Annotated in this window: 15 protein-coding genes and 1 pseudogene; 5 read left to right on the top strand and 11 right to left on the bottom strand. The window is 57.9% G+C overall.

Features of this window, described 5'->3' with window-relative positions; translation table 11 throughout:
- Nucleotides 1–40 precede the first annotated feature (40 nt).
- From CDO73_RS14345 to CDO73_RS14335, 3 genes are all read right to left on the bottom strand, one after another.
- The gene (locus CDO73_RS14345; RefSeq protein WP_088489212.1) at nucleotides 41–1,684 is read right to left on the bottom strand and encodes a UDP-glucose--hexose-1-phosphate uridylyltransferase; all 1,644 of its coding nucleotides are present in this window, start codon (nucleotides 1,682–1,684) and stop codon (nucleotides 41–43) included.
- A gap of 49 nt (nucleotides 1,685–1,733) precedes the next feature.
- Complete coding sequence (gene galE / locus CDO73_RS14340; protein ID WP_088489211.1) at nucleotides 1,734–2,720, bottom strand: UDP-glucose 4-epimerase GalE; 987 nt, start codon at nucleotides 2,718–2,720, stop codon at nucleotides 1,734–1,736.
- A 143-nt stretch (nucleotides 2,721–2,863) separates the two neighbouring features.
- Entirely contained in the window at nucleotides 2,864–4,039 is a 1,176-nt protein-coding gene (locus CDO73_RS14335; RefSeq protein WP_088489210.1) for a galactokinase, read from the bottom strand.
- A gap of 148 nt (nucleotides 4,040–4,187) precedes the next feature.
- Here CDO73_RS14335 and CDO73_RS14330 point away from each other — a divergent pair, with 148 nt between their 5' ends.
- Complete coding sequence (locus tag CDO73_RS14330) at nucleotides 4,188–5,051, top strand: AraC family transcriptional regulator (protein ID WP_088489209.1); 864 nt, start codon at nucleotides 4,188–4,190, stop codon at nucleotides 5,049–5,051.
- A gap of 371 nt (nucleotides 5,052–5,422) precedes the next feature.
- Here CDO73_RS14330 and mgrA read toward each other — a convergent pair whose 3' ends face one another.
- The 4 genes from mgrA to CDO73_RS14310 all read right to left on the bottom strand — a co-directional run bounded on the left by mgrA (nucleotide 5,423) and on the right by CDO73_RS14310 (nucleotide 9,080).
- Nucleotides 5,423–6,427 (bottom strand): L-glyceraldehyde 3-phosphate reductase, encoded by a 1,005-nt coding sequence (gene mgrA, locus CDO73_RS14325; protein ID WP_088489208.1) that lies wholly within the window; start codon nucleotides 6,425–6,427, stop codon nucleotides 5,423–5,425.
- Nucleotides 6,428–6,548: 121 nt separating this feature from the next.
- Complete coding sequence (locus CDO73_RS14320; RefSeq protein ID WP_088489207.1) at nucleotides 6,549–7,301, bottom strand: NAD-dependent protein deacylase; 753 nt, start codon at nucleotides 7,299–7,301, stop codon at nucleotides 6,549–6,551.
- A 104-nt stretch (nucleotides 7,302–7,405) separates the two neighbouring features.
- Nucleotides 7,406–8,179, bottom strand: coding sequence for an HAD family hydrolase (locus CDO73_RS14315; protein WP_179218709.1), 774 nt, complete (start codon nucleotides 8,177–8,179; stop codon nucleotides 7,406–7,408).
- Nucleotides 8,180–8,228: 49 nt separating this feature from the next.
- Nucleotides 8,229–9,080 (bottom strand): alpha/beta fold hydrolase, encoded by an 852-nt coding sequence (locus tag CDO73_RS14310; protein ID WP_088489205.1) that lies wholly within the window; start codon nucleotides 9,078–9,080, stop codon nucleotides 8,229–8,231.
- A gap of 308 nt (nucleotides 9,081–9,388) precedes the next feature.
- On the opposite strand from CDO73_RS14310, the gene CDO73_RS14305 reads away from it, so the two are divergent.
- Together CDO73_RS14305 and ilvD are read left to right on the top strand one after the other, a co-directional pair.
- Entirely contained in the window at nucleotides 9,389–9,640 is a 252-nt protein-coding gene (locus tag CDO73_RS14305; RefSeq protein WP_088489204.1) for a KGG domain-containing protein, read from the top strand.
- A gap of 465 nt (nucleotides 9,641–10,105) precedes the next feature.
- The gene (gene ilvD / locus CDO73_RS14300; protein WP_088489203.1) at nucleotides 10,106–11,794 is read left to right on the top strand and encodes a dihydroxy-acid dehydratase; all 1,689 of its coding nucleotides are present in this window, start codon (nucleotides 10,106–10,108) and stop codon (nucleotides 11,792–11,794) included.
- A 188-nt stretch (nucleotides 11,795–11,982) separates the two neighbouring features.
- On the opposite strand, the gene CDO73_RS14290 is transcribed toward ilvD, so the two are convergent.
- Nucleotides 11,983–13,431, bottom strand: a complete 1,449-nt coding sequence (locus CDO73_RS14290) for a polysaccharide deacetylase family protein (RefSeq protein ID WP_088489201.1) — start codon at nucleotides 13,429–13,431, stop codon at nucleotides 11,983–11,985.
- A gap of 152 nt (nucleotides 13,432–13,583) precedes the next feature.
- Here CDO73_RS14290 and CDO73_RS14285 point away from each other — a divergent pair, with 152 nt between their 5' ends.
- The gene (locus CDO73_RS14285; RefSeq protein WP_088489200.1) at nucleotides 13,584–14,792 is read left to right on the top strand and encodes an AI-2E family transporter; all 1,209 of its coding nucleotides are present in this window, start codon (nucleotides 13,584–13,586) and stop codon (nucleotides 14,790–14,792) included.
- 245 nt (nucleotides 14,793–15,037) lie between these two features.
- A pseudogene (locus CDO73_RS14280) lies at nucleotides 15,038–16,487 on the top strand (catalase); the annotation flags it as partial.
- Nucleotides 16,488–16,807: 320 nt separating this feature from the next.
- Here CDO73_RS14280 and CDO73_RS14275 read toward each other — a convergent pair.
- From CDO73_RS14275 to CDO73_RS14265, 3 genes are all read right to left on the bottom strand, one after another.
- The gene (locus CDO73_RS14275) at nucleotides 16,808–19,153 is read right to left on the bottom strand and encodes a methyl-accepting chemotaxis protein (protein WP_088489198.1); all 2,346 of its coding nucleotides are present in this window, start codon (nucleotides 19,151–19,153) and stop codon (nucleotides 16,808–16,810) included.
- A 265-nt stretch (nucleotides 19,154–19,418) separates the two neighbouring features.
- Nucleotides 19,419–20,753 carry a peptidase U32 family protein gene (locus CDO73_RS14270; protein ID WP_179218708.1) on the bottom strand — a complete coding sequence of 445 codons (1,335 nt, stop codon included), beginning with the start codon at nucleotides 20,751–20,753 and terminating at the stop codon, nucleotides 19,419–19,421.
- A 21-nt stretch (nucleotides 20,754–20,774) separates the two neighbouring features.
- The gene (locus tag CDO73_RS14265) at nucleotides 20,775–21,707 is read right to left on the bottom strand and encodes a peptidase U32 family protein (protein WP_088489197.1); all 933 of its coding nucleotides are present in this window, start codon (nucleotides 21,705–21,707) and stop codon (nucleotides 20,775–20,777) included.
- Nucleotides 21,708–21,709: the final 2 nt, after the last annotated feature.

Raw genomic sequence — 21,709 nt, 5'->3', positions numbered from 1 at the left:
GCACCTTCTAAGTTAAGCTGACCGTTTCGCGGCCGAGGCGTTATTCGGCGTCGCTGCGGCTCCATCCGAGGCTGCCGACGAAACGGAAGAACGCTTCGCGGCCCGCCGCGTCGGTCTTGTATACGCCGGCATGGCCGAGAATCTCCGTGAACTTGGCGCCGACTTCGCGGCGAAGCAGCTCCTGCGCGGCTTCGGCGTCCAGCGAACTTCCGTGCTCCGCGATCAGTTCGCGGGTCCACGGCAGATGCTGCGCGAGCGGATGCGAGGCGTCGCTTTCGACGGTGGCGAGCAGCTCCGAATCGCCGCCGAGAATCCGCGCGATCTGTTCCAGCTCGTCTTTGAGACGGCCCGGAAGAATCGCCAGACCCATGACTTCGATCAATCCGATATTTTCCCGCTTGATATGGTGCATCTCGCGGTGAGGGTGGAAGATGCCTTCCGGATGTTCCGCGTCGGTGCGGTTGTTGCGCAGCACGAGATCCAGCTCGTAAGCGCCGCCCCGGCGGCGGACGATCGGGGTCACCGTGTTATGACGCACGCTTTCGCCGTTTTTGTCGCTGGATGCCAAAACGTTCGCGCTCGGGTCGCTGTACGTTTTCCACGTCTCGTAGATCTCGTCCGCCGCTTCCAGCATTTCGGCTTGATCGCTGCCCGACAACCGGATGACGGACATCGGCCAACGCACGATCTCCAGACGCACCGACGGGTATTTGCCGTTCGCGAACACCGCTTCGGTCACGGCGCGTTCGATCGCGAACGTGTGCTTGCCGCCTTGGAAATGGTCGTGCGTCAGGATCGATCCGCCCACGATCGGCAGATCGGCGTTCGAACCGAGGAAATAATGCGGGAAACGGTCCGTGAACTGAAGCAGGCGGCGAAGGGTGTCCTTCGTCAGCTTCATCGGCACATGCTCGCGATGCAGCACGATGCAGTGTTCGTTGTAATAGACGTACGGCGAGTACTGGAACAACCACGGCTCGTCGTTCAGCTCCAGCGGAATGACGCGCAGGTTCTGACGCGCCGGATGGTTGATCCGGCCCGCGTAACCGACGTTCTCGCGGCAGAGCTGGCATTTCGGATAGACCGGAGGCGGCAGCAGGCGAGCCTGCGCGATCTCTTCCGGCGTCTTCTCCGGCTTGGACAGATTGATCGTGATCTCGATCGGGCCGAATTCGGATTCGTGCAGCCAGAACACGTTCTTGGAGATGCGGTCCATACGAATGTAGTTCGAATCGATGCACCATTTATAGAAGCGATCGGTCGCCGCCGAGATGCCGCCTTGCTCCTCGTTCTCGCGGAATTCGCGCACGACTTCCGACGGACGGGCAAGCAGCAGCCCCATCAGCTTCGCGTCGAGCAGGTCGCGCTGGGTATCGGTATTTTCCGGAATCATGCCGGTCTGCGCCGCGTAGTCGATCAGCGTATCGAGCATCGGCTGCGGCCCGGCCGGCAGTTCTTCCTCAAGCGCGTCGCCGGCCGCGTACGGCTCGTCGAATCCGAACTGCTCCAGCAGGCGGTTGCGTCCGAAATCGCCGTCCGACTCTTCGAGCAGCCGCTCGCGCAGCGCGAACGCCGTCAGCCGATCGACGGCGCGCAGCGCTTCGCCGCGCGTCACCTCGCCGGACCGCGTTTCTTGTTCCCCCGTCATTTCCTGTTTCGATGCTTGTTTCGATTGTTCGCTCATGGACGCTGCCCCCGTTATTGGTTATCGTCGTGCTTGTATGGATTCGCGTTTAGTCGTTATAGCCGCCCGGACGGGATTGATGCCAGTTCCAAGCGCTGCCGATAATCGTCTCGATGTTCTCGCGCGCCGGCGTCCAGCCGAGCACGCTGCGCGCTTTTTGCGAAGAAGCGATCAGTACCGCCGGATCGCCGGCGCGGCGCGGTTCCGTCTTGACCGGGATTTCTTTGCCCGTCACTTTGCGCGCCGTCTCGATGATCTCCTGCACCGAGAAGCCGCTGCCGCTGCCGAGATTGAACACGTCGCTCTCGCCGCCGTTCTTCAGGTAGTCGATCGCCCGCAGATGCGCGTCGGCCAGATCGCTGACATGCAGATAGTCGCGGATGCAGGTGCCGTCGGCCGTCGGGTAATCGTCGCCGAACACGGAGATGTGCGAACGCTGTCCGAGCGCCGTTTGCAGCACGATCGGGATCAGGTGCGTCTCCGGACGGTGGTCTTCGCCGATCTTGCCGCTGTCGTGCGCGCCGGCCGCGTTGAAGTATCTCAGCGCCACGTAGCGCACGTTCAGCACGCGATCGTACCAGCGGATCATGCGTTCCATCATCAGCTTCGTTTCGCCGTAGACGTTGGTCGGCTCCGTACGGTCCGTTTCTTCGATCGGCGTCTTCTCCGGTTCGCCGTAAGTGGCGGCCGTCGACGAGAAGACGATCTTGCGCACGCCCGCTTCGTTCATCGCTTCGAGCAGGCAGAGCGTGCCGTACATGTTATTGTCGTAGTATTTGCCCGGGTTCTGCATGCTTTCGCCGACCAGCGAGTTCGCCGCGAAGTGGATAACGCCTTCGATCTGATTTTCCGCAAAAAGTTTCTTGAGCAGTTCTTTGTCGCGCAGATCGCCTTCGTACAGCTTGCCGCCCAGCAGCGCTTCTTTGTGCCCGGTCTGCAAGTTGTCGATCACCACGACTTCTTCGCCTCGTTCCAGCAGTGCCGCTACAGTATGGGAGCCGATGTAACCGGCGCCTCCGGTAACCAAAATCGCCATTGTCAGTTCCTCCTCGGATTGGGACGACCGCCGCTTCGAGCCGTTTCGACGGCTTCACGCGGTCTGTCGCCTGTTAAGATTTCGTATCTTGACTCGTCGAATCCTGCGTTTTGCGAAAATTGCCCGTCCTCGCCGTCTCGAATTCAGCTGTTCGGAAGTTCTTCCACGCCTTCGCCCACGCCGCAGACGTAGAACTCGCCCGTCAGTCCGGTGCGCGCTTGATAGTTCTCGCCGACCTGCTTCACGAAAGCGTCGACCTCGTCTTCGTGCACCAGCGATACCGTGCAGCCGCCGAAGCCCGCTCCGGTCATGCGCGCGCCGAGCGTACCCGGGATCTTGCGCGCTTCTTCGACCATGATATCCAACTCTTCGCAGCTCACTTCGTAGAGATCGCGCAGCGAGTCGTGGGACAGGTTCATCAGCCGGCCGAATTCTTGCAGATCGTTGTTCGTCAGCGCTTCGACCGAAGCCAGCACGCGCGCGTTCTCTTCGATAACGTGCCGCGCCCGATTAAGGACCGTCTCGTCGGTCAATGCCGACTTGAAATCTTCGAACTGCGAAGGCGTCACCTCGGCCAAGTAGCTCAGGTCCGGCTTGCAGCTTTTCAACCGCTCCAGCGCGGCCGCGCACTGTTCGCGGCGCTCGTTGTATTTGGAATCGACCAGCCCCCGGCGCTTGTTCGTATTGCCGATGACCAGTTTGTAGCTGCCTGTTCGGAAAGGCACGTGTTTGTATTCCAGCGTGTCGCACATCAGCAGGATCGCATGGTCCCGCTTGCCGTTGGCGACCGCGAACTGGTCCATGATGCCGCAGTTGACGCCTACGAAGTTGTTCTCGGCAGCCTGCGAGAGCAGCGCGATTTCTACCGGGTCGCGGTCGTAGCCGCCCATCGACAGCAGGCCGTAACCCGTCACGACTTCGATCGACGCCGAGGAGGACAAGCCCGCCCCGTTCGGAATCTCGCCGTGGTAGAACAGGTCGAAGCCTTTGGATACCGGGAAACCGCGTTCCGCAAGCTCCACCATGACGCCGACCGGGTAATCCGTCCATTCTCCGGTTTTGTTCAAGCCGATCTCGCCGACTTTGATCTCCGCTTCTTCCGGCAGGTTGGTCGAAGACAAGCGGATCACGCCGTCTTCGCGTTCGCGAATCACCAGCGTCGTACCGAATTCCAGAGCGGCCGGAAGCACGTATCCGCCGTTATAGTCGATATGTTCGCCGATCAGATTCACGCGGCCCGGCGCATGGAACACGCGCGGTTCGACAGACGATTCGCCGAATTTCCGCATAAACATTTGCTTGATTTGCTGAGCTTTCATTCCGGGATCACCTCAGGGTTGTTTTGTTTGTCCGTGCTCTCAGTATAAGAGATTGCGCGCTTCTTGATAATGCACCGATGTGCGGACTGCATGGATTCATGTGACTTTCCCTTTTCCCTGATATATACTGTAAAAAAGGAGAATGACCATGAACCGAACTCAACCCGAATTCTCGTATTCCGTCGCTCCCAATCCGGCGTACGACAGCAAAGGCATGCTCTATGTATTGTTCGCCGGCGAAAGCCAAACGCTGCCCGAACACCGGATCGGACCGAAAATCTACGATTATTTCCTGCTGCACGTCGTCGAAGAAGGACGAGGCACGTTTACGCACGAAGGCCAACCGTACGAGCTGGAAGCGGGCGACGCGTTTCTGATCCGTCCGGGGCGGCTGGTCAGTTACGCTTCCGATACGCATCGACCGTGGCGCTACCGCTGGGTCGCGTTTGCCGGTCCGGCCGCCGAAAAAGTCGTCGACGCGGCGGGATTGACGCCGACGCATCCGGTGTTTCGCCCGTCGGCGGAATCGGATATCCCGCGAATGCTGCAAGATACGCTGAACGCGTTCCGCTTGCGCCGCGCCGGCGCGCATTTCTCGTCGCTCGGTTACCTCTACCTGATTCTGGCCGCGGCGGAAGACGTCGTTCGCGGAGAAGACGCCGTGCCCGCCGCCGACACCGCCGGAAGCCTCGCGGTCAAACAGATGATCCGCTACATGACCGATCAATACGCGCATCCCGTTTCGATCGAAGACATGTGTCAGAGTCTCGGATATAACCGGGCCTATCTCTCGCGCGTGTTCAAACAGAAGACCGGCGTCGCGCCCGTCACCTATCTGCTTCGGCTGCGTATCGACAAAGCGCGAGGCCTGCTGCGCGAACGGCCGGACCTGTCCGTTCAACAGATCGCGTCTTCGGTCGGCTTGACCGATCCGCTGTATTTCTCGCGCCAGTTCCAACGGCTGCACGGACAGTCCCCCACCGCTTATCGGGAATCGGTGCTGGGCCGTTAGGATTCGGTTCGAAGCCGGCAAACGGAGCGAAAGAATCGCCCTTCTCTAACTAAACCGCAAACGCGGCTTCCAAACGTCGGCTTGCCCGCTTCACGTTCAAGCGATCGGTTCCAACGTCGAACACGATCCAACGTCGAACGAATCCGCCGCATAGAAATCGCACCGCATCACAAAAAGCCTTCGGTTCCTGCACGCACAGGTTTCCGAAGGCTTTTTGCTTACACAGCTTATCGATCAATCTTGCATATCGACGGAACGGCGTCCGCGTACGTCGCGATCTCTGACGATTGCCGCTCGAAGCGGGAGGACGGTCTCGAACCGGCGCAGGGCCGCGTCTGTCGGAAACGCATTCCGACCGAGCGCGTTGCGCCTTACTGTTCGCTCTCGGTCTTCAGGATTTTCTCGATCCGTTCCAACTCTTCGCCGGAGAACTCCAACTGATTCAGCGTATCGATGTTCTCTTCGATCTGCGAGACGCGGCTTGCGCCGATCAGCACGGAAGTCACGCGTTCGCGGCGCAGGACCCAAGCGAGCGCGAACTGCGCCAAGCTTTGCCCGCGGGCAACGGCCATCTGGTTCAGCGCCCGCACTTTGCGCATCGCTTCCGGCGTGATCTGATTCTGGTTCAAGAACGGAGAATTGCTGGCCGCCCGGGAATCTTCCGGAATGCCGTTCAGATACTTGTTCGTCAGCAGGCCTTGAGCCAGCGGGCTGAACGCGATGCTGCCGACGCCGCTTTCGTCCAGCACGTCCTGAAGGCCGTGTTCGATCCAGCGGTTCATCATCGAATAGCTCGGCTGATGAATCGTCAGCGGCGTGCCGAGATCTTTGAGGATGGCGATCGCTTCGCGGGTCTGTTCCGCCGAATAGTTGGACACGCCTATGTACAGCGCTTTGCCCGAACGCACGATATGGTCGAGCGCCGCCATCGTTTCTTCGAGCGGCGTGTCCGGGTCCGGACGATGGTGATAAAAGATATCCACGTAATCCAGCCCCAGACGCTTAAGGCTCTGATCGAGGCTCGAAACGAGGTATTTGCGCGAACCCCATTCGCCGTAAGGGCCGGGCCACATATAATAGCCGGCTTTGGTCGAGACGATCAGCTCGTCGCGGTAAGCCTTGAGGTCGGTCGCCAGCATCCGCCCGAACATTTCTTCGGCCGAACCGGGCGGCGGACCGTAGTTGTTCGCCAAGTCGAAATGCGTAATGCCGAGATCGAAAGCGCGGCGCACGATGCTTCGACCGTTTTCGTAGGCGTCGACGCCGCCGAAATTATGCCAAAGTCCGAGCGACACCGCCGGAAGTTTCAGTCCCGAGCGGCCGCTGCGGTTGTATTTCATCCGGTCGTAGCGTTCTTCGCTTGCCTTGTATTCCATCGCTGTCTCCATCCTTTCGTTTCAAGCTTGCTTCCATCTTAGCGCCGGGGTTGCCGATTGGCAAGAAAACGATTACATGTTTTTTTGATCCTTCTGCCGCGGATGCGGGCGGAAGAACGCCTCAACTCGGACCCAGCAGACGGCGAACCCGATCGGCGACGGCGCCCATCGGTTCGGTGATCAGCAGATCGGCATGACTGTCGTAAGGCGTCGGCGTACGGTTGAGCAGCGCCAGACGTCCGCCTTCGAACATGCCGACCAGGCTGGCGGCCGGCTGTACGGTGAGCGACGTGCCGCCGACCAACATCAAATCGGCTTCTTCGATCGCGCGCACCGACGCTTCCAGTACGGACGAATCCAGCATCTCGCCGTACAAGACGACGTCGGGCTTGATCGCTCCCCCGCAGACGGGGCAGCGCGGAATGCCTTCGCTGCCGCTTACGATCTCCGGTCCGTACCGGGCTCCGCAATCGGTGCAGGTATTCCGCAGCACCGAACCGTGCACTTCGAGCACGCGGCGGCTGCCCGCTTTCTGATGCAGGCCGTCGATGTTCTGCGTAATGACGGCGTTCAGCTTGCCGCGTTCTTCGAGCTCCGCCAACAGCAGATGCATCGGATTGGGCCGCGCATCGGGGTACAGCATCTTCCGGCGGTAGAACCGATAGAACGTCTCGGGTTTTCGATAGAAAAAGTCCCGGCTCAACATCTCTTCGGGCGGATAAGGAAACTCGTCCTGCCCGCTTTCGTACAGCCCTCCGGCCGAGCGAAAATCGGGAATTCCGCTTTCCGTCGACGTTCCCGCGCCGCCGAAAAACACGATACGGCGGGCTTCTTCGATCCACTCCGCCAACACTTCCGCTTGATCTTTCGCCATGTTTGCTCCTCCTTCGCTTAACAGGCTTGTTCAACCGGCAGAGCCGCCGGGACGTTCCGGCCGGCTTCGCCGCCTGCGTCGTTCGTAATCCCGACGCGTCGAAGTTACGAACCGGCGCCGACTTGCAGCTCTTCGTATCCGCCGATCACGAAGTCGGCGGACTCCAGATGCCCGCGCGGTCCGCCGCCCGCCGCGATGCCGATCGCGAGCGCGGCTCCCGCTCGCCGGGCCATCTCCAGATCGGCGCCGCCGTCGCCGATCACGATCGTTCGCGCCGGCAGGACGCCCAGCCGGCGGCAGGCTTCCAGCGCAAGATCCGGCGCGGGCTTGCCTTCGCGCACGAGATCGCGCCCGCACACGGCCGCGAACAGGCCGTCCAGCCCGGCCGAGCGCAGATGCTTCTCGGCGGACGCCGTCGAGTCCGACGTCGCCACCGCAAGCTTGACGCCTGCGCCGCGCGCCTCTTCCAGCAGGCGCGCCAGACCCGGCAGCGGCCTGATCCGCCGCCCGCCGTTCAACCGCTCCTCCGCGGCGCGCGCCGAGCGGCGCACCGCGTCCACGCTCTCGTGCCAGGGCAGCCTGGCCGCATAGAGCTGCCAGGCGAGAGCGCCCGTCATCTCTTCGACGGTCGCCAGCGCCAGCGGCCCGGCGCGGTCGTAGTCGACGATGCTTCCGTCGACCCCGAGCTTAACGCCCAGCGCAAGCTCGACCCCCGGGGTCCAGCTTGCGCCGATATTCGACAGCTCGGCTTCGATTCGCCGAAGCAGCTCGTCGGCCCAGCCGCCCCACAGCTCCAGAAAATCGAACAAAGTGCCGTCTTTGTCGAACACGATCGCTTCGCAAGCATAAGTGCGGCCTTCGAATATCAGGCCCGGCATGGCGCTCCGCCTCCTTTTTCGATCATGACCGGATTTCGAACCGAACGCTTCATTTCCCGGAAGCTGCCGGGAAAGCATCCAGCCACGCCGAGATCAACGATACCGTCTGCTTGCGCTGCTCGGCGCCCGACAAAGTCGCTTTGCCGTCTTTGCCCTGCTGGCCGTAACTGCCGAATTGGCCGTGGTTGCCGCCTTCGATGACTTCGTATCGCGCGTCTTTCGGCAGATACGCCCGGCCTTTTTCGTAGCTGTCTTTGTTCAAGACCTTATCGTTCGAAGCGGTGATCGACAGCGCGGGAATCTTCGCTCGGCTCAGATCGCCTTTGCTCTCCGCGTAGGAAGCCAAGAAGAAGATCCCCGCGACCTGATCGGGATGAGCAGCGGCGAAGCGCGCCGCGAACGGTCCGCCGAGCGAATGGCCGCCGAGCACGAATGATTCGTCCGGATACTTTTTATACACGTTTTCCGCTTCGTTTTGACCCAAGAACGCGAAATTGAACGGCATCTTGATCACGAATACGTGACGGCCCGTCTCGGCCAAGTCGCGAGCGAAGACCGCGTAAGCCTCCGGTTTCACCCGGCCTCCCGGATAGAAGATCACGCCCGGCTGCTTCGCCGCGTTCGCCGCTCCCGAAGCCGCGAGCGGCTCGAATTCGATCCAATCGTCCGTCTGCGAGACGGCAACGCTCTGATCGCTTTTCATGGCCGCTTCCGCTTCGGCGGACGGTTTATAAGGGGTGCTGACGTAATACACGGCAGCCGCCAGCAGCACGAGCAAAATCGCCGACACGATCAGCAGGATCAGACGGCCCGTGCGGCGCGGTTTTTTTTCGCCGCCTCCGCGCCCTCTTCGCCTTCCGCCCTCGAACGGACGGATCGGCGATCTCGTTCCTGTCAACATAACAACTTCCTCCTCCAAGATAACTTTCCCCGTCTCATTATAAAGAAACGTTCTTCGCCCGGCAAAGCATTCCGGATAACGGCTGCGCTCGCGAAGCCTGCGTTCGGGCCGGATCGGCCTGCAAAGGAAGCTTGATCGGCAAAAATTTACGCAAAACAAAAAAAACCTCAACCCGCGCCGCTGCAAGGATTTGGAAAGAAAACCTATCAAAGCAGGGTTTTTTTGAGCTTGCTCGGCGTTTCATCGGAAAATGGCGGTGGTAAATAGATGGTGCACGCGGCAATAACAACTACTGAGGAGTGATTGAGATGGCAAACAGTCAGTCGGGCAACAAGAAGATGAGTCGCGAAGAAGCCGGTCGTATGGGCGGCGAAGCTACGGCGAAAAAACACAGTCGGGAGTTTTACCAAGAGATCGGACGCAAGGGCGGCAAAGCGACGGCCAAGTCGCACAGCCGAGAGTTCTACCAAGAGATCGGACGCAAAGGCGGAGAAGCGACTTCCAATTCCCACGACAAAGATTTCTATCGGGAAATCGGACGTAAAGGCGGCCAGAAGTAATCCGGCTGCCGTACCGTTTCCTCAATCTGCATTCTTTTCTATCGCGCGCGCCAAGCGAAGGAGCCGAAACGACTTTTCAAGCGTATTCGACTTCTTCGCTTAGGCGCGTTTTTTCGTGCGCTCACCCTTATCGTTAAGGTGCTTGCTTGTGTTTTTGCGACTATGCTAGGCCGCGTACGCAAACTTAACGACGTGCATCTTTAGCCGCCTTTTCGCCCTCCACGACGTCAGTGCCCCTCGACGTGCCCCGGCACGCTTTCGGAACCCTTCCTTGTCGAGAACAAGAATTCGTCTAAATCTGCTTCGTTCGAAGTTTGCGTACACGCCCTAGAAAAAAGTAACGGCTTGTGTTAGACTGTTTAGAAATTTAGTTCCACTCTTTATTTTTGTTCAAATCCTTGCTTTGCTCGTTAACCGCGCTAAAGCAAAACTTTTAAATCATCTGTCCTAGGGGGAAGAGTCATCATGGTGGCACCGAAGAAAATGCGTTCCGATATGATCAAAAAAGGATTCGACCGCGCACCGCACCGCAGCTTGCTGCGCGCAGCCGGAGTCAAAGAAGAAGATTTCGGCAAACCGTTCATCGCGGTCTGCAACTCTTACATCGATATCGTTCCCGGCCATGTTCACTTGCAGGAATTCGGCAAGATCGTCAAAGAAGCGATCCGCGAAGCCGGCGGCGTGCCGTTCGAATTCAACACCATCGGCGTCGACGACGGCATCGCGATGGGCCACATCGGCATGCGTTATTCCCTGCCGAGCCGCGAGATCATCGCCGACTCGCTGGAAACGGTCGTTTCCGCGCACTGGTTCGACGGCATGGTCTGCATCCCGAACTGCGACAAGATCACGCCGGGCATGCTCATGGGCGCGCTCCGCGTCAATATCCCGACCGTGTTCGTCAGCGGCGGACCGATGAAAGCCGGCAAAGACAAGAACGGCCGCTCCATCTCCCTGACTTCCGTCTTCGAAGGCGTAGGCGCGCACCAAGTCGGCAAGATCGACGATCAGACGCTGCTCGAACTCGAACAATTCGGTTGTCCGACCTGCGGTTCGTGTTCCGGCATGTTCACCGCCAACTCGATGAACTGCCTGGCCGAAGCGCTGGGTCTCGCGATGCCGGGCAACGGCACCATCCTCGCGGTCGCTCCGGAACGCCGCGACTTCGTTCGCCAGTCCGCGACGCAGCTGATGGAACTGATCAAGCTCGATCTGAAGCCGCGCGATATCGTGACCGTCGAAGCGATCGACAACGCGTTCGCGCTGGACATGGCGATGGGCGGTTCGACCAATACGGTTCTGCATACCCTCGCTCTGGCTCAAGAAGCGGGCATCGAATATCCGATCGAACGCATCAACGAAGTCGCCAACCGCGTGCCTCACCTCGCGAAGCTGGCTCCGGCGTCCGACTGGCATATCGAAGACGTGCATAACGCGGGCGGCGTCAGCGCCGTGCTGAACGAGCTGCTCAAGAAACCGGGCGCGCTGCACGCCGACCGGATCACGGTAACGGGCAAAACGATCCGCGAGAACGTCGAAGGTCAAGAAATCCAGAATACCGAAGTCATCCATAAGATCGACAACCCGCATTCCGAACGCGGCGGTCTGGCCGTTCTCTTCGGCAACTTGGCTCCGGAAGGCGCGATCATCAAGGTCGGCGCGGTCGATCCTTCGGTCGGCGGCTACCACAGAGGTCCGGCCATCTGCTTCGACTCCCAAGAAGAAGCGCTGGAAGGCATCGCCAAAGGCAAGATCCAAGAAGGCCACGTCGTGGTCATCCGTTACGAAGGACCGAAAGGCGGACCCGGCATGCCGGAAATGCTCGCTCCGACTTCTCAGATCGTCGGCATGGGTCTCGGCGCCAAAGTCGGCTTGATCACCGACGGCCGCTTCTCGGGCGCGTCCCGCGGCATCAGCATCGGCCACATCTCGCCGGAAGCCGCCGAAGGCGGACCGATCGCGTTCGTCGAAGACGGCGACATGATCGAACTCGACTTGAACGAACGCACCATCCAATTGGAGATCAGCGACGAAGAATTCGCAGCTCGCCGCGCGAACTGGAAAGGCTTCGAACCGAAAGTCAAAACCGGTTACCTCGCCCGCTACTCCAAGCTGGTCACCAACGCCAGCATGGGCGGCATCATGAAAATCTGATTCGTCTTATACGCCGCGCATGCTCCGTATACGGCAACAAGCCCGGAGATCGAAATCTCCGGGCTTGTTTTTTTGCTTTCCGGCAGGCAGCGACCAAGCGCACGAAAAAAGGGACGGCGCTCGGCCGTCCCTTGCTGTTCGCGCGGACGCGTTTCGTTTTCGGCGCTTCGAATCGGATTCGGCATCGATCAAGTGACCGCGCCGGCGGCTTCGTTTTCCGTTACCGGCAGATCGGACGACGCGGACGAATTCTCCGAGGCCGTCGATGTCTGCGACTTCGACGCCGAAGCTTCGCCCGCGGTCTTGCGCCGGCGGTTATCGCGTTTATGGTCTTTGAAGTCGCGGTTCAACAGCACGTCCATCGGCATGAACATCACTTTGGGCACCAGCATCTCCGTTTGTTCGCCGAGCCTTGCCGTACCGGAAGGATGCAGCACGCTGAGCAGCACTTTCAAATAGAACCGGGTCATGCGCGCGAACAGGCCTTCCGGCAGATCGAGCACTTGAAATCCGAACTGCTGCGGCCCCCGATTGATCATGCTGACGCCGTACAATCCTTTGGCGGCGCGCAGGCTCGGATCTTGACGCACGTATTCCGCGATCTTGGGCAGGCTTCTCTCCGTCTCGCGGACCATCAAGATCGCCGTCTGCATCGCGGACCGCGAGCGGCTGCTCATCTCGAACAGCATTTTGTTGTCGAAATGCAGCTCGAGCACGGGATCGCCTTTGGTCAACCGTTCGCCGTTTTCGAGCTGCAAAGGCTGCCCGGAATATTTGACCTTACGGAAATGATAAAACGGCGCGTCATGCGCTTCTTGAAGCCGAAACGCGAATTTGAACGCTTTTTCGTACAGCAGCCAACCCTGCACCAGAAGACGTTTCGCCGGAGACAGCTTGCGGCCCGACGATTTCTGCTGCGCTTTGCTTGCTTTCTGCGTAGAATCCATCAGCTTCTCGATCGTCACGCTGCTCAGCCCCTTATCGTAAGCTTCCGTCAAAAAACGTTCCAGCGCGCGCAGCATGTTCTCCGGCGCTTTGTCGTTCGCGCCGAGCGTGGCCCCGCAGTCGTGCAGTACCAGCACCTCGCCGCCGCGCATTTTCCGCCGCATCCGTTTGAGCAGCCGGTCTTCGCCGAGACGTTGGCGCCAGTCGCCGAAAATGCCCGACCAAAGCACCAGCTTCAGCTCGTGCCGTCCCACCAGATCGAACAAATTGACGATGCCCCACGGCGGACGATAATAAACGGCCCTCTGGCCGGTCACGTTCTCGATCACTTCGTTGGTGCGGTTTACCTGTTTGCGAACCGAACCCGGCCACATCAACCAGTTCGCCCGGTGCACGTAATTGTGGATTCCGATCGCATGCCCTTCGGCCTGCATCCGTTTAAGCAGTTCGGGATGCTGCACGGCATGGGAACCCACGACAAAAAAGGTCGCTTTCGCTTCGTAACGTCGGAGCAGATCAAGCAGCTGCGCGGTATAGCGCGGGTCCGGTCCGTCGTCGAACGTGAGAGCAAACTCCGTCTCGCTTTTCCCCTTGCGGAAAGCCCGGAATCCGAAAATTCGGCTGATCAACCCCGGGATGAACGCATAGAAAGAGGATAAGTAAAATAGCCATATCAGCAAGGTCGTTTCCATTTCCGCTCTCCGTTTCTCTATATTGAAGTCCGAGCAAGAGTTTGGAACTTCTATTGCTCGCCGTCATCACTTTATTTTATCATAGGAATGAATCGAATCAATGCAAAAGTGCGGTCTTCCGAAGTCCGACATTCTCCCGAAGGAGCGTATCCATGATCTCGTTATACCGAAAGTACTGGCGCACGGCGTTCGACATCGCGCTGATCGTCTTGACCGTTTATCTGGTCATGCTGGCGTTCAGTTGGCTGTACGGCATCGCCGCCCCGGTTTTCCTCTCGTTGGTCGTCTATCTGATCATCGAACCGTTCGCGCGTTTCCTGCATCGACGCAAACTGCCCAAGCCGCTCGCCGCCGCGATCTCCGTACTGGTCTTCGTGCTGGTCATTCTCGGCGCGCTGTTCGGAGCCGGGCTGATCTTCGTCTCGCAGATCGCGAGATTGACGGACAATCTGCCGGAATACGCCATGATCGTCCAACAGCAGTTCGCCAATCTGACGAAATTTCTACATAACGAATTGAACGCGCTGCCGGCCGGCACGGTCGAGAAAGCCAACGAATATTTCGCCGTGTTCACCGATCAGCTCACCGTCTGGTTGAAATACGCGTTTACGCACGTGCTGTCTTTCCTGACGTCGTTCTCCAGCTTCGTGGTGAACTTTACGATTTCGATCATCTTGGCCTTTTTCCTCAGTTCGGAGATCGTTTGGTGGAAAAAGGTCGCCAGCGACAAAACGCCGAACACGCTCAAACTGGCTTTCGCTTTTTTGAGAAACCATGTATTCCGTTCGATCGGGTCTTATCTGAAAGCTCAGGCGATTCTCGTACTGATCTCGTTCGCTTTGATCTTCGCCGGGCTGCTGATCCTTCGCGTGGACAATGCTTTCGCGATCGCGATCGTCTCGGCGCTGTTCGATATCCTGCCGCTGCTGGGCGTACCCGCCATCTTCATCCCGTGGATCATCTATCTGTTCGTGATCGGCAATACGAGCTTGGCGATCGGGTTGATCGTGCTGCTCGCCGTCGTCATGCTGAGCCGACAGCTGCTCGAACCGAAGATCGCCGGCAACTCGATCGGCATTTCTTCGGCCTATCTGATGCTGTCGTTCGTCTTGATCTCGACTTCGCTGTTCGGCATCGCCGGATTGATCTTGGCGCCGATCCTTCTGATTCTGATCAAAGAGCTGCTGCAGCAGGGCTACCTCCAGCGCTGGATTCGCATGCCGCAAGAAGAGTTTACCGTGCATCCGCTCAGTCCTTCGGGAGCGCCGCAGCCTGCGCCGTCTCCCGTTCCCGCACCGACGCCGGCCGATCCGCCGAGCGCGTCCGGATCGTCGACGCAGGACCCGAATTTGCCGGATTAACAAGTCGAGCTTCGCTTTTCAGCGAAGCTCTTTTTTTATATTTCAGTTTAGTCGGAATCGGTTGGATGAAGGTTGCATGAAGGCGGTCCCTTACGCGTTTTAAGGATCGCTCCGTCGGGTAAAAAATTGCGTATGCCCAAATTCATCCAAGTCAGCAAGTGTACTCCATTATCCGAGCAATGGAAAGGGGACTTCACGTGACCGACGAACAAAAACCGAAAACAGGCAGCGAACCGGAAGAAAACATGACTTTGACGACCCGTCAAGGCCATCCTGTTCGCGACAACCAGAATGTACGTACCGTAGGCAATCGCGGACCCACGACGTTGGAGAATTATCAGTTCTTGGAGAAAATTACCCACTTTGACCGCGAACGCATCCCGGAACGCGTGGTGCATGCTCGCGGCGCGGGCGCGCACGGCGTGTTCACCGCATACGGCAAAGCCGGCGACGAACCGGTATCCAAATACACGCGCGCCAAGCTGTTTCAGGAAGAAGGCAAAGAAACGCCGGTATTCGTCCGTTTCTCCAGCGTAATTCACGGCGGTCATTCGCCGGAAACGCTGCGCGACCCTCGCGGCTTCGCGACGAAATTCTATACGGAAGACGGCAACTGGGACTTGGTCGGCAATAACCTTAAGGTCTTCTTTATCCGCGATCCTCTGAAGTTCCCGGATATGGTACACGCTTTTAAGCCGGACCCGATTACCAACGTGCAGAGCATGGAGCGTTTCTTCGATTTCGTCTCGCTCAGCCCGGAAGCGACGCATATGATCACGTTCCTCTTCTCGCCGTGGGGAATTCCCGCCAACTATCGGCAGATGCAGGGCTCGGGCGTCAATACGTATAAATGGGTCAATACCGAAGGCGAAGCCGTGCTGGTCAAATACCATTGGGAACCGCTCAAGCAGGGCATCAAGAACCTGACTCAAAAAGAAGCCAACGAAGTGCAATCCACCAACTTCAATCACGCCACGTTGGATCTGTACGAAGCGATCGAACGCGGCGATTACCCGGAATGGGAACTGTGCGTGCAAATCATGGAAGACCATGAGCATGCGGAACTCGATTTCGATCCGCTCGACGATACGAAGCTGTGGCCGCCGGAGCAGTTCCCGTTCCTCCCGGTCGGCAAGATGACGCTGAACCGCAATCCGGAAGACTATTTCACGGAAGTGGAACAAGCGGCGTTCGGCACAGGGGTCCTGGTGGACGGTCTGGATTTCTCCGACGACAAAATGCTGCAAGGCCGCACCTTCTCTTATTCCGATACCCAACGCCATCGGGTCGGAGCCAACTACTTGCAGCTCCCGATCAATGCGCCGAAGACCCATGTCGCGACCAATCAGAGCGGCGGACAGATGCAATACAAAGTCGACCGCGCTCCGGGCCAGAACCCGCACGTGAACTACGAACCGTCTTCGATGGGCGGATTGCAGGAAGCGCCGAAACCGGGCAAAGACCATGAACCGGAATACCATGCCAAACTGGTCCGCGCTCCGATCGACCGTCCGAACAATTTCGGTCAGGCCGGCGACACGTACCGTTCGTTCGAAGATTGGGAACGCGACGAATTGATCGCCAACCTCGTCGACGCTTTGTCCCAATGCAAATCAGACATCCAAGAACGCATGATCGATCACTTCACGCAGGCCGACGCCGATTACGGCCGACGCGTATCCGAAGGTTTGGCAGCCGCCAAACCCGAAGACGCAACCAGCGGCCAGTCGAACCCCGACAAAGCCGTCGAACAATCCGAAGAAAAAGGCAAAGAAGCCGGCCCTTATTAAAGGTAGGCGATGCATCAAAAAGAGCTCCGGACCGAAGTCCGAAGCTCTTTTTTGTGCTTTTCCCCTCTCCTACCACAAAAATGAGGAAGGTGAAGGGTAAAATCCGTGAAGAAGCGATAGCGTTCGCCTTTGTAATCGGGAAAATACCGCTAAAAAGTATAATCGATTTTCCCGATTACAACACGCGATCGGAACGGACTTTACCCGGAACCTCAGCACATTTGATCACACCGTAAATTTCGAAATCGACTCTTTCAACTCGTTCGACGCATTGCTGAGCTTCGCCGACAGCTCGACCAGACGCACGCCGACATTCTGCTGCTCGCTGCTGAGCGACGCCACTTCTTCCGAAGTCGCGGACGATTCTTCGGCGACCGCGCTGACGCTGGCTAGCGCTTCGGACATGATCGTCTGCGCCCGGCCCAGTTCGCCGATCGAAGCCGTCACGCCGTCCAGTTTGCCGGAGAACGACTCCATCTGATCTTGAACGGAGTCGAAGATGCCGCTCGTTTGTTTGACGGACACTACCTGTTCTTGGAACATCGGATAGACCGTCGACAGCGTGCGTACCGTCTCGTCCATCTCCGATTGAATATTGTCGGTGATCTCGCCGACCATGTCGATCGATTCGCGCGAACGGCTGGCCAATTGGCGAATCTCTCCGGCCACGACCATAAATCCTTGTCCGGCTGCGCCTGCCCGCGCCGCTTCGATCGTGGCATTGAGCGAGAGAATATTCGTTTGTTTCGTAATATTCTGCATCGCTTCGAGCACCTTCATGACCGAAGCCGTGCTTTCTTTGAGCGCGTCGACCCGAGCAACCAGCGAACGTACCATGTTTTCCGTACTGCCCGTTTGTTCGAGCAGCTTGTCCAGATGCACGGTGCCTTCGCGGCTGGCCGCTTGGACTTGCCGCGCCGACGCGTCCATCTCGCGGTTGGCCGAGACGACTTTGTCCATCCGGTCTCCGATTTGATCCGTCAGTTCGGTGCTCTTCTCCGCTTCCTGCGCCAGACTCGTCGCTCCGTTGGCGATTTCTTCCGTCGCGATCGCGATCTCGCGCGCCGAAGCCGCGGTCTGACGGGAAGCTTCTTCCAACTCGCCCGCCGTATCCAACACCTGCTGCGCGGTATCCGTCGTCTGACGAACCAGATCCGTGATCCGGTCCATCATCCGGTTAAATGCCGTCGACAGCTCGCCGATCTCGTCTTTGGAGCGGTAATCCGTACGTACGCTAAGGTTGCCCGTCGCGCCTTCCTGCATCAGTCCTTTGAGATGACCGAGCGGGCGGGCAATCATGCGGACCATCCAGACGCCCATCGCGATCGCGACGAGAATCGCGACGGCGACGAAGATGACGATCAGGCTTAAGATGCCCGACGCGCCTTCCAGCAGGTAAGCCGTCGGCACGATGCCGATCAGGTTCCAACCCGGAAGGCTCAACGTGCTGTAAGCGGCCAGTACCGGCTGATCGAACTGTTTGGTTTCGAATTTGCCGCTTCCCGTCAGATCGCTGTGCGGGAACACGAAAGTAGACGGTTGACCGGCGGAGCCTTCGATATTGGAAGCGACGTTCGTTCCGTCGGCGGCAACCAATTCGATACGGCTGCCTTCTCCCAGATTGACCGATTTCAGTTGGGCTTCCAGCGTATTGACGTCCATTTGAAGACCGACGATGAACTTGGCGCCGCTTCCGTTGGTCGTCGACATGATCCTTACGATCGAGTAGCTTTGGCGGTTCGCGTCGGTCGCGAGCCAGATTTGCTTGGCGTCTTCCGAATTCAGTTTGGCGTACCAATCGGTTTTTCGAATCTCTTCGGCAGTCGGCAGTTTCAAATTGCCCGCCGAGAAGAAATTGTTCGCGGCTTCGTCCGTTTGCAGGAAATAAACGGCCTGCAAACCGCTGGTCACGTTCATCTGATTGCTTAACGAGTCGTTGATGTCCCGAACGGCTTGGAATCGGTCGAAGTCGGTAGCGGCACGCTGCAAGTTGTTAATGGATTCCTGAATCTCCGGATTGAAAAAGACTTGAGTCGACAAGTCCATGTATCGCTGCAGCACGATATCCAGCTTCTGCGCCGTTTGCATAATCGTTTGTTCGTTAGCCGCCGCCGCATTGTCTTTGATCGTGCTTCGCGCTTTGGCGTACGAGAGAACCCCGAGCGAGGACACGAATACGACCATCCCGATCAAGAAGATCAAGAAGAGTCTCACGCCTACCGATTTGCTCGGATTCAACGCGCGCCAGTTGCGGATCGCGCCGACCAACATGCCGCCCCAACCTTGAGCGAAACGTTTCGATTGATTGACGTTTTTTCCTTTTGTTCCTTTGTTAAACTTCGGAAAGCTCAATTTGGAAGTTTTCGCTTTTTGCACTAAGCCTTCGGACCCATTTAACTCCGTCTCCGGTAGCGATTTCGGTAGCGCTTTCTTTTTTTCGCGTACCTGTTTAGGCTTTTTGTCCTTCTTCAGCAGCTTGAACGAAGGCTTCCCTTTTCCTTCGACTTTGCCGCCGTCCGGCTCGAGTACCGGGTTTTCCCCGTGTTCGCCTTGTTCTTTCATCATACCCATGTCCCCACCCCGCCAGTCTTTAGAATCAGCGCTTTAACACCGGGCGTCGAGAAAGCTTCCCGAAATTATTTATGTACCCACATAGCCATAAAAAAGCCCGAGTTTACAAAATGCTGGATGTCTTTATTATCGGCGCAAGCAAGCGAAATGGAAAGCGATAATGCGCATTTTTTTAAAAAAAGTTAACATTACATGAAAACCCTTCAGCTCCGTGAAGGAATTGAAGGGTTTCGTACGTCTGTGCAAGGTCCTTTCGGACTATGTCTTAAGACTTTTGTTTTTTATTGTTTTTCTTTCGCATCATATCGAAGTAACGCAGCGGTTGATCCACTTTCAACCGGACATGCTGCATCGGATGACGCGCCGCGTCCAACTCGCTGCCTTCTTCGTCCCAGATCGTGCCTACCGTCTGTTTGAAAAAGGTTCCGTCGGGGCCGAAAAATTCGATTTCCGTTCCCGGCTTGAAATGGTTGCGCTGCTGGATCGTCGCGATTTGCGTCTCGGCGTCGTAATCCAGTACCAGACCGGCAAAGTCGTAAGGCACGGCTTTTTCTTCCGGCTCGTAGATATGGTCTTCATGGTCCGGCGTATCGTAGAAGAATCCCGTGTTCAGCGGACGGTTCGCCGCTTTGTTCAGTTCTTCCATCCATTCCGGCTTCAGCACGTAATTTTCGGGATCGGCCATGTACGCGTCGATCGCTTGACGATAGACGTTGACGACGGTCGCCACGTAATGGATCGACTTCATGCGGCCTTCCACTTTGAAGCTGTCGATGCCGACTTCGATCAGATCCGGGATCGAGCCGAGCATGCAGAGGTCTTTGGAACCCATGGTAAACGCGTTGTCTTCCGGCTTGAACAGCGGATTGCCTTCATTGTTTTCCGACTGCTGTTCTTCGGACACCCATTCTCCCGCCGGAGACGGGTTTTCGAACAGATCGTATTTCCAGCGGCACGATTGGCAGCAGCCGCCCCGATTGGAATCGCGGTCGGTAAAATGGTTGGACAGCACGCAGCGGCCCGAATACGACGAGCACATCGCGCCGTGCACGAACGATTCGATTTCGATATCCACGTTCGCTTTGATCTCGGCGATCTCTTCCAGACTGGTCTCGCGGCCGAGCACGACTCGCGGCAGTCCTTCTTCTTTCCAGAATTGCACGGCCTGCCAATTGAGCGTCGACTGCTGCGTGCTCAGATGCACTTCGACTTCGGGGGCTGCCGTTTTGGCCGTTTCCACGATCACCGGATCGGCCGTGATGATCGCGGAGATGCCCGCTTCTTGCAGTTTGCCCAGATACTCGGCGATACCGTCCAAATCTTCTTCGTGCGCGTAAATATTGGTGGCGACGAAGACTTTCGCGCCGTATTTTTTGGCGAATTCCACGCCTTCTTTCATTTCTTCGAAGCTGAAATTGTCCGCGCCCGAGCGCAGACCGTATTTCTGTCCCCCGATATAGACGGCGTCCGCGCCGTAATGCACGGCGAATTTCAGCTTTTCCAGATTGCCGGCCGGCGCCAGCAGTTCGGGTTTGTCGAGCCGATAACGTTTGCCTTTATGCTGCGGCTTGGCTTGAATCGGCGTTTGCGTTGTTTCCACGATGCGATCCCCTTTCCGTTCTCAATACACTTGTTCTTTGTAGAAAAATCCGAAGGACAGTTCCCGGTCGGGGTCCTGCAGATCGCGAATCTCGTCCAGCCAAGCTTCGTCGAACGCATATCCTTGCGGATCGGCGACGAACGCGTCGATCGCTTTGCGGTAAGCGCGAGCCGCCGCGACGTTATAAGCCGGACTTTTCAAAATGCCTTCGATCTTGAAACTCTGCACGCCCGCTTCCATCAACAAATGCAAATCTTCCAAGATGCAGATATCGCCCGAACTCATGATATGCGTACCGTTGGAATCTTCGTAGATCGGGAACCGCTCGTCGCGGCGTTCCGCTTCGATCAGATACAAGCCGCGCGACAAGCCTACGTTGCCGTCTTCGACCGGACGTCCCTGATTCGCCATATAGCTATGCACCAGGCTGCGTTTGGAATGATAAATGTTCGTCATGCCGTGAACCTGCACTTGGGCTTCGACTTCCAGCTCCGGCATCATGTTCGTCACTTCGTCCATGTTCAGTTCGCGCGCGAGCACGACGCGGGTCGCGCCCCGGCGTCCCCAATAATTGGCCGTTCCGTGATTGGTCGAAGTCATCTCCGCGTTCCAATGCAGCGGCAGGCCCGGCAGCAGCTTGCGAGCGTGCATCAGCACGGAAGGATCGCCGAATTCGATGCCGTCCACGCCGATTTCGCCCATCCGCCGCAGATAGTCCGGCAGGTCCGGCAGCTTCGTGTTATCCATCAGATTGTTGACGCAGACATAAATTTTAATGCCGCGCGGGCGCGCGTAAGCGACCGCCTCCGCGATGTCTTCCGGAGCGAATTCGCCCGGCAATCTCATCCCGTATGTTTCTTCCCCCAGCAAAAAAGCATCGCAGCCGGCTTCGGCCAGCGCTTTGAGTTCATCCAGTGTGCCGCACGTTGCCAACAATTCGGGTCTATATCCCAAAA

The organism is Saccharibacillus sp. O23 (assembly GCF_002205895.1).
Classification (GTDB): domain Bacteria; phylum Bacillota; class Bacilli; order Paenibacillales; family Paenibacillaceae; genus Saccharibacillus.
The sequence above is the reverse complement of the archived record's forward strand: the minus strand, read 5'-3'. Positions and strand labels throughout refer to the sequence as shown.

What these genes read in the sequence shown, in the direction of transcription:
- CDO73_RS14290 (WP_088489201.1), bottom strand. Translation starts at nt 13,431, where the DNA reads ATGGAAACGACCTTGCTGATATGGCTATTTTACTTATCCTCTTTCTAT.
- CDO73_RS14330 (WP_088489209.1), top strand. Translation starts at nt 4,188, where the DNA reads ATGAACCGAACTCAACCCGAATTCTCGTATTCCGTCGCTCCCAATCCG.
- CDO73_RS14335 (WP_088489210.1), bottom strand. Translation starts at nt 4,039, where the DNA reads ATGAAAGCTCAGCAAATCAAGCAAATGTTTATGCGGAAATTCGGCGAA.
- galE (WP_088489211.1), bottom strand. Translation starts at nt 2,720, where the DNA reads ATGGCGATTTTGGTTACCGGAGGCGCCGGTTACATCGGCTCCCATACT.
- CDO73_RS14305 (WP_088489204.1), top strand. Translation starts at nt 9,389, where the DNA reads ATGGCAAACAGTCAGTCGGGCAACAAGAAGATGAGTCGCGAAGAAGCC.
- ilvD (WP_088489203.1), top strand. Translation starts at nt 10,106, where the DNA reads ATGGTGGCACCGAAGAAAATGCGTTCCGATATGATCAAAAAAGGATTC.
- CDO73_RS14345 (WP_088489212.1), bottom strand. Translation starts at nt 1,684, where the DNA reads ATGAGCGAACAATCGAAACAAGCATCGAAACAGGAAATGACGGGGGAA.
- mgrA (WP_088489208.1), bottom strand. Translation starts at nt 6,427, where the DNA reads ATGGAATACAAGGCAAGCGAAGAACGCTACGACCGGATGAAATACAAC.
- CDO73_RS14320 (WP_088489207.1), bottom strand. Translation starts at nt 7,301, where the DNA reads ATGGCGAAAGATCAAGCGGAAGTGTTGGCGGAGTGGATCGAAGAAGCC.
- CDO73_RS14310 (WP_088489205.1), bottom strand. Translation starts at nt 9,080, where the DNA reads ATGTTGACAGGAACGAGATCGCCGATCCGTCCGTTCGAGGGCGGAAGG.
- CDO73_RS14275 (WP_088489198.1), bottom strand. Translation starts at nt 19,153, where the DNA reads ATGGGTATGATGAAAGAACAAGGCGAACACGGGGAAAACCCGGTACTC.
- CDO73_RS14285 (WP_088489200.1), top strand. Translation starts at nt 13,584, where the DNA reads ATGATCTCGTTATACCGAAAGTACTGGCGCACGGCGTTCGACATCGCG.
- CDO73_RS14315 (WP_179218709.1), bottom strand. Translation starts at nt 8,179, where the DNA reads ATGCCGGGCCTGATATTCGAAGGCCGCACTTATGCTTGCGAAGCGATC.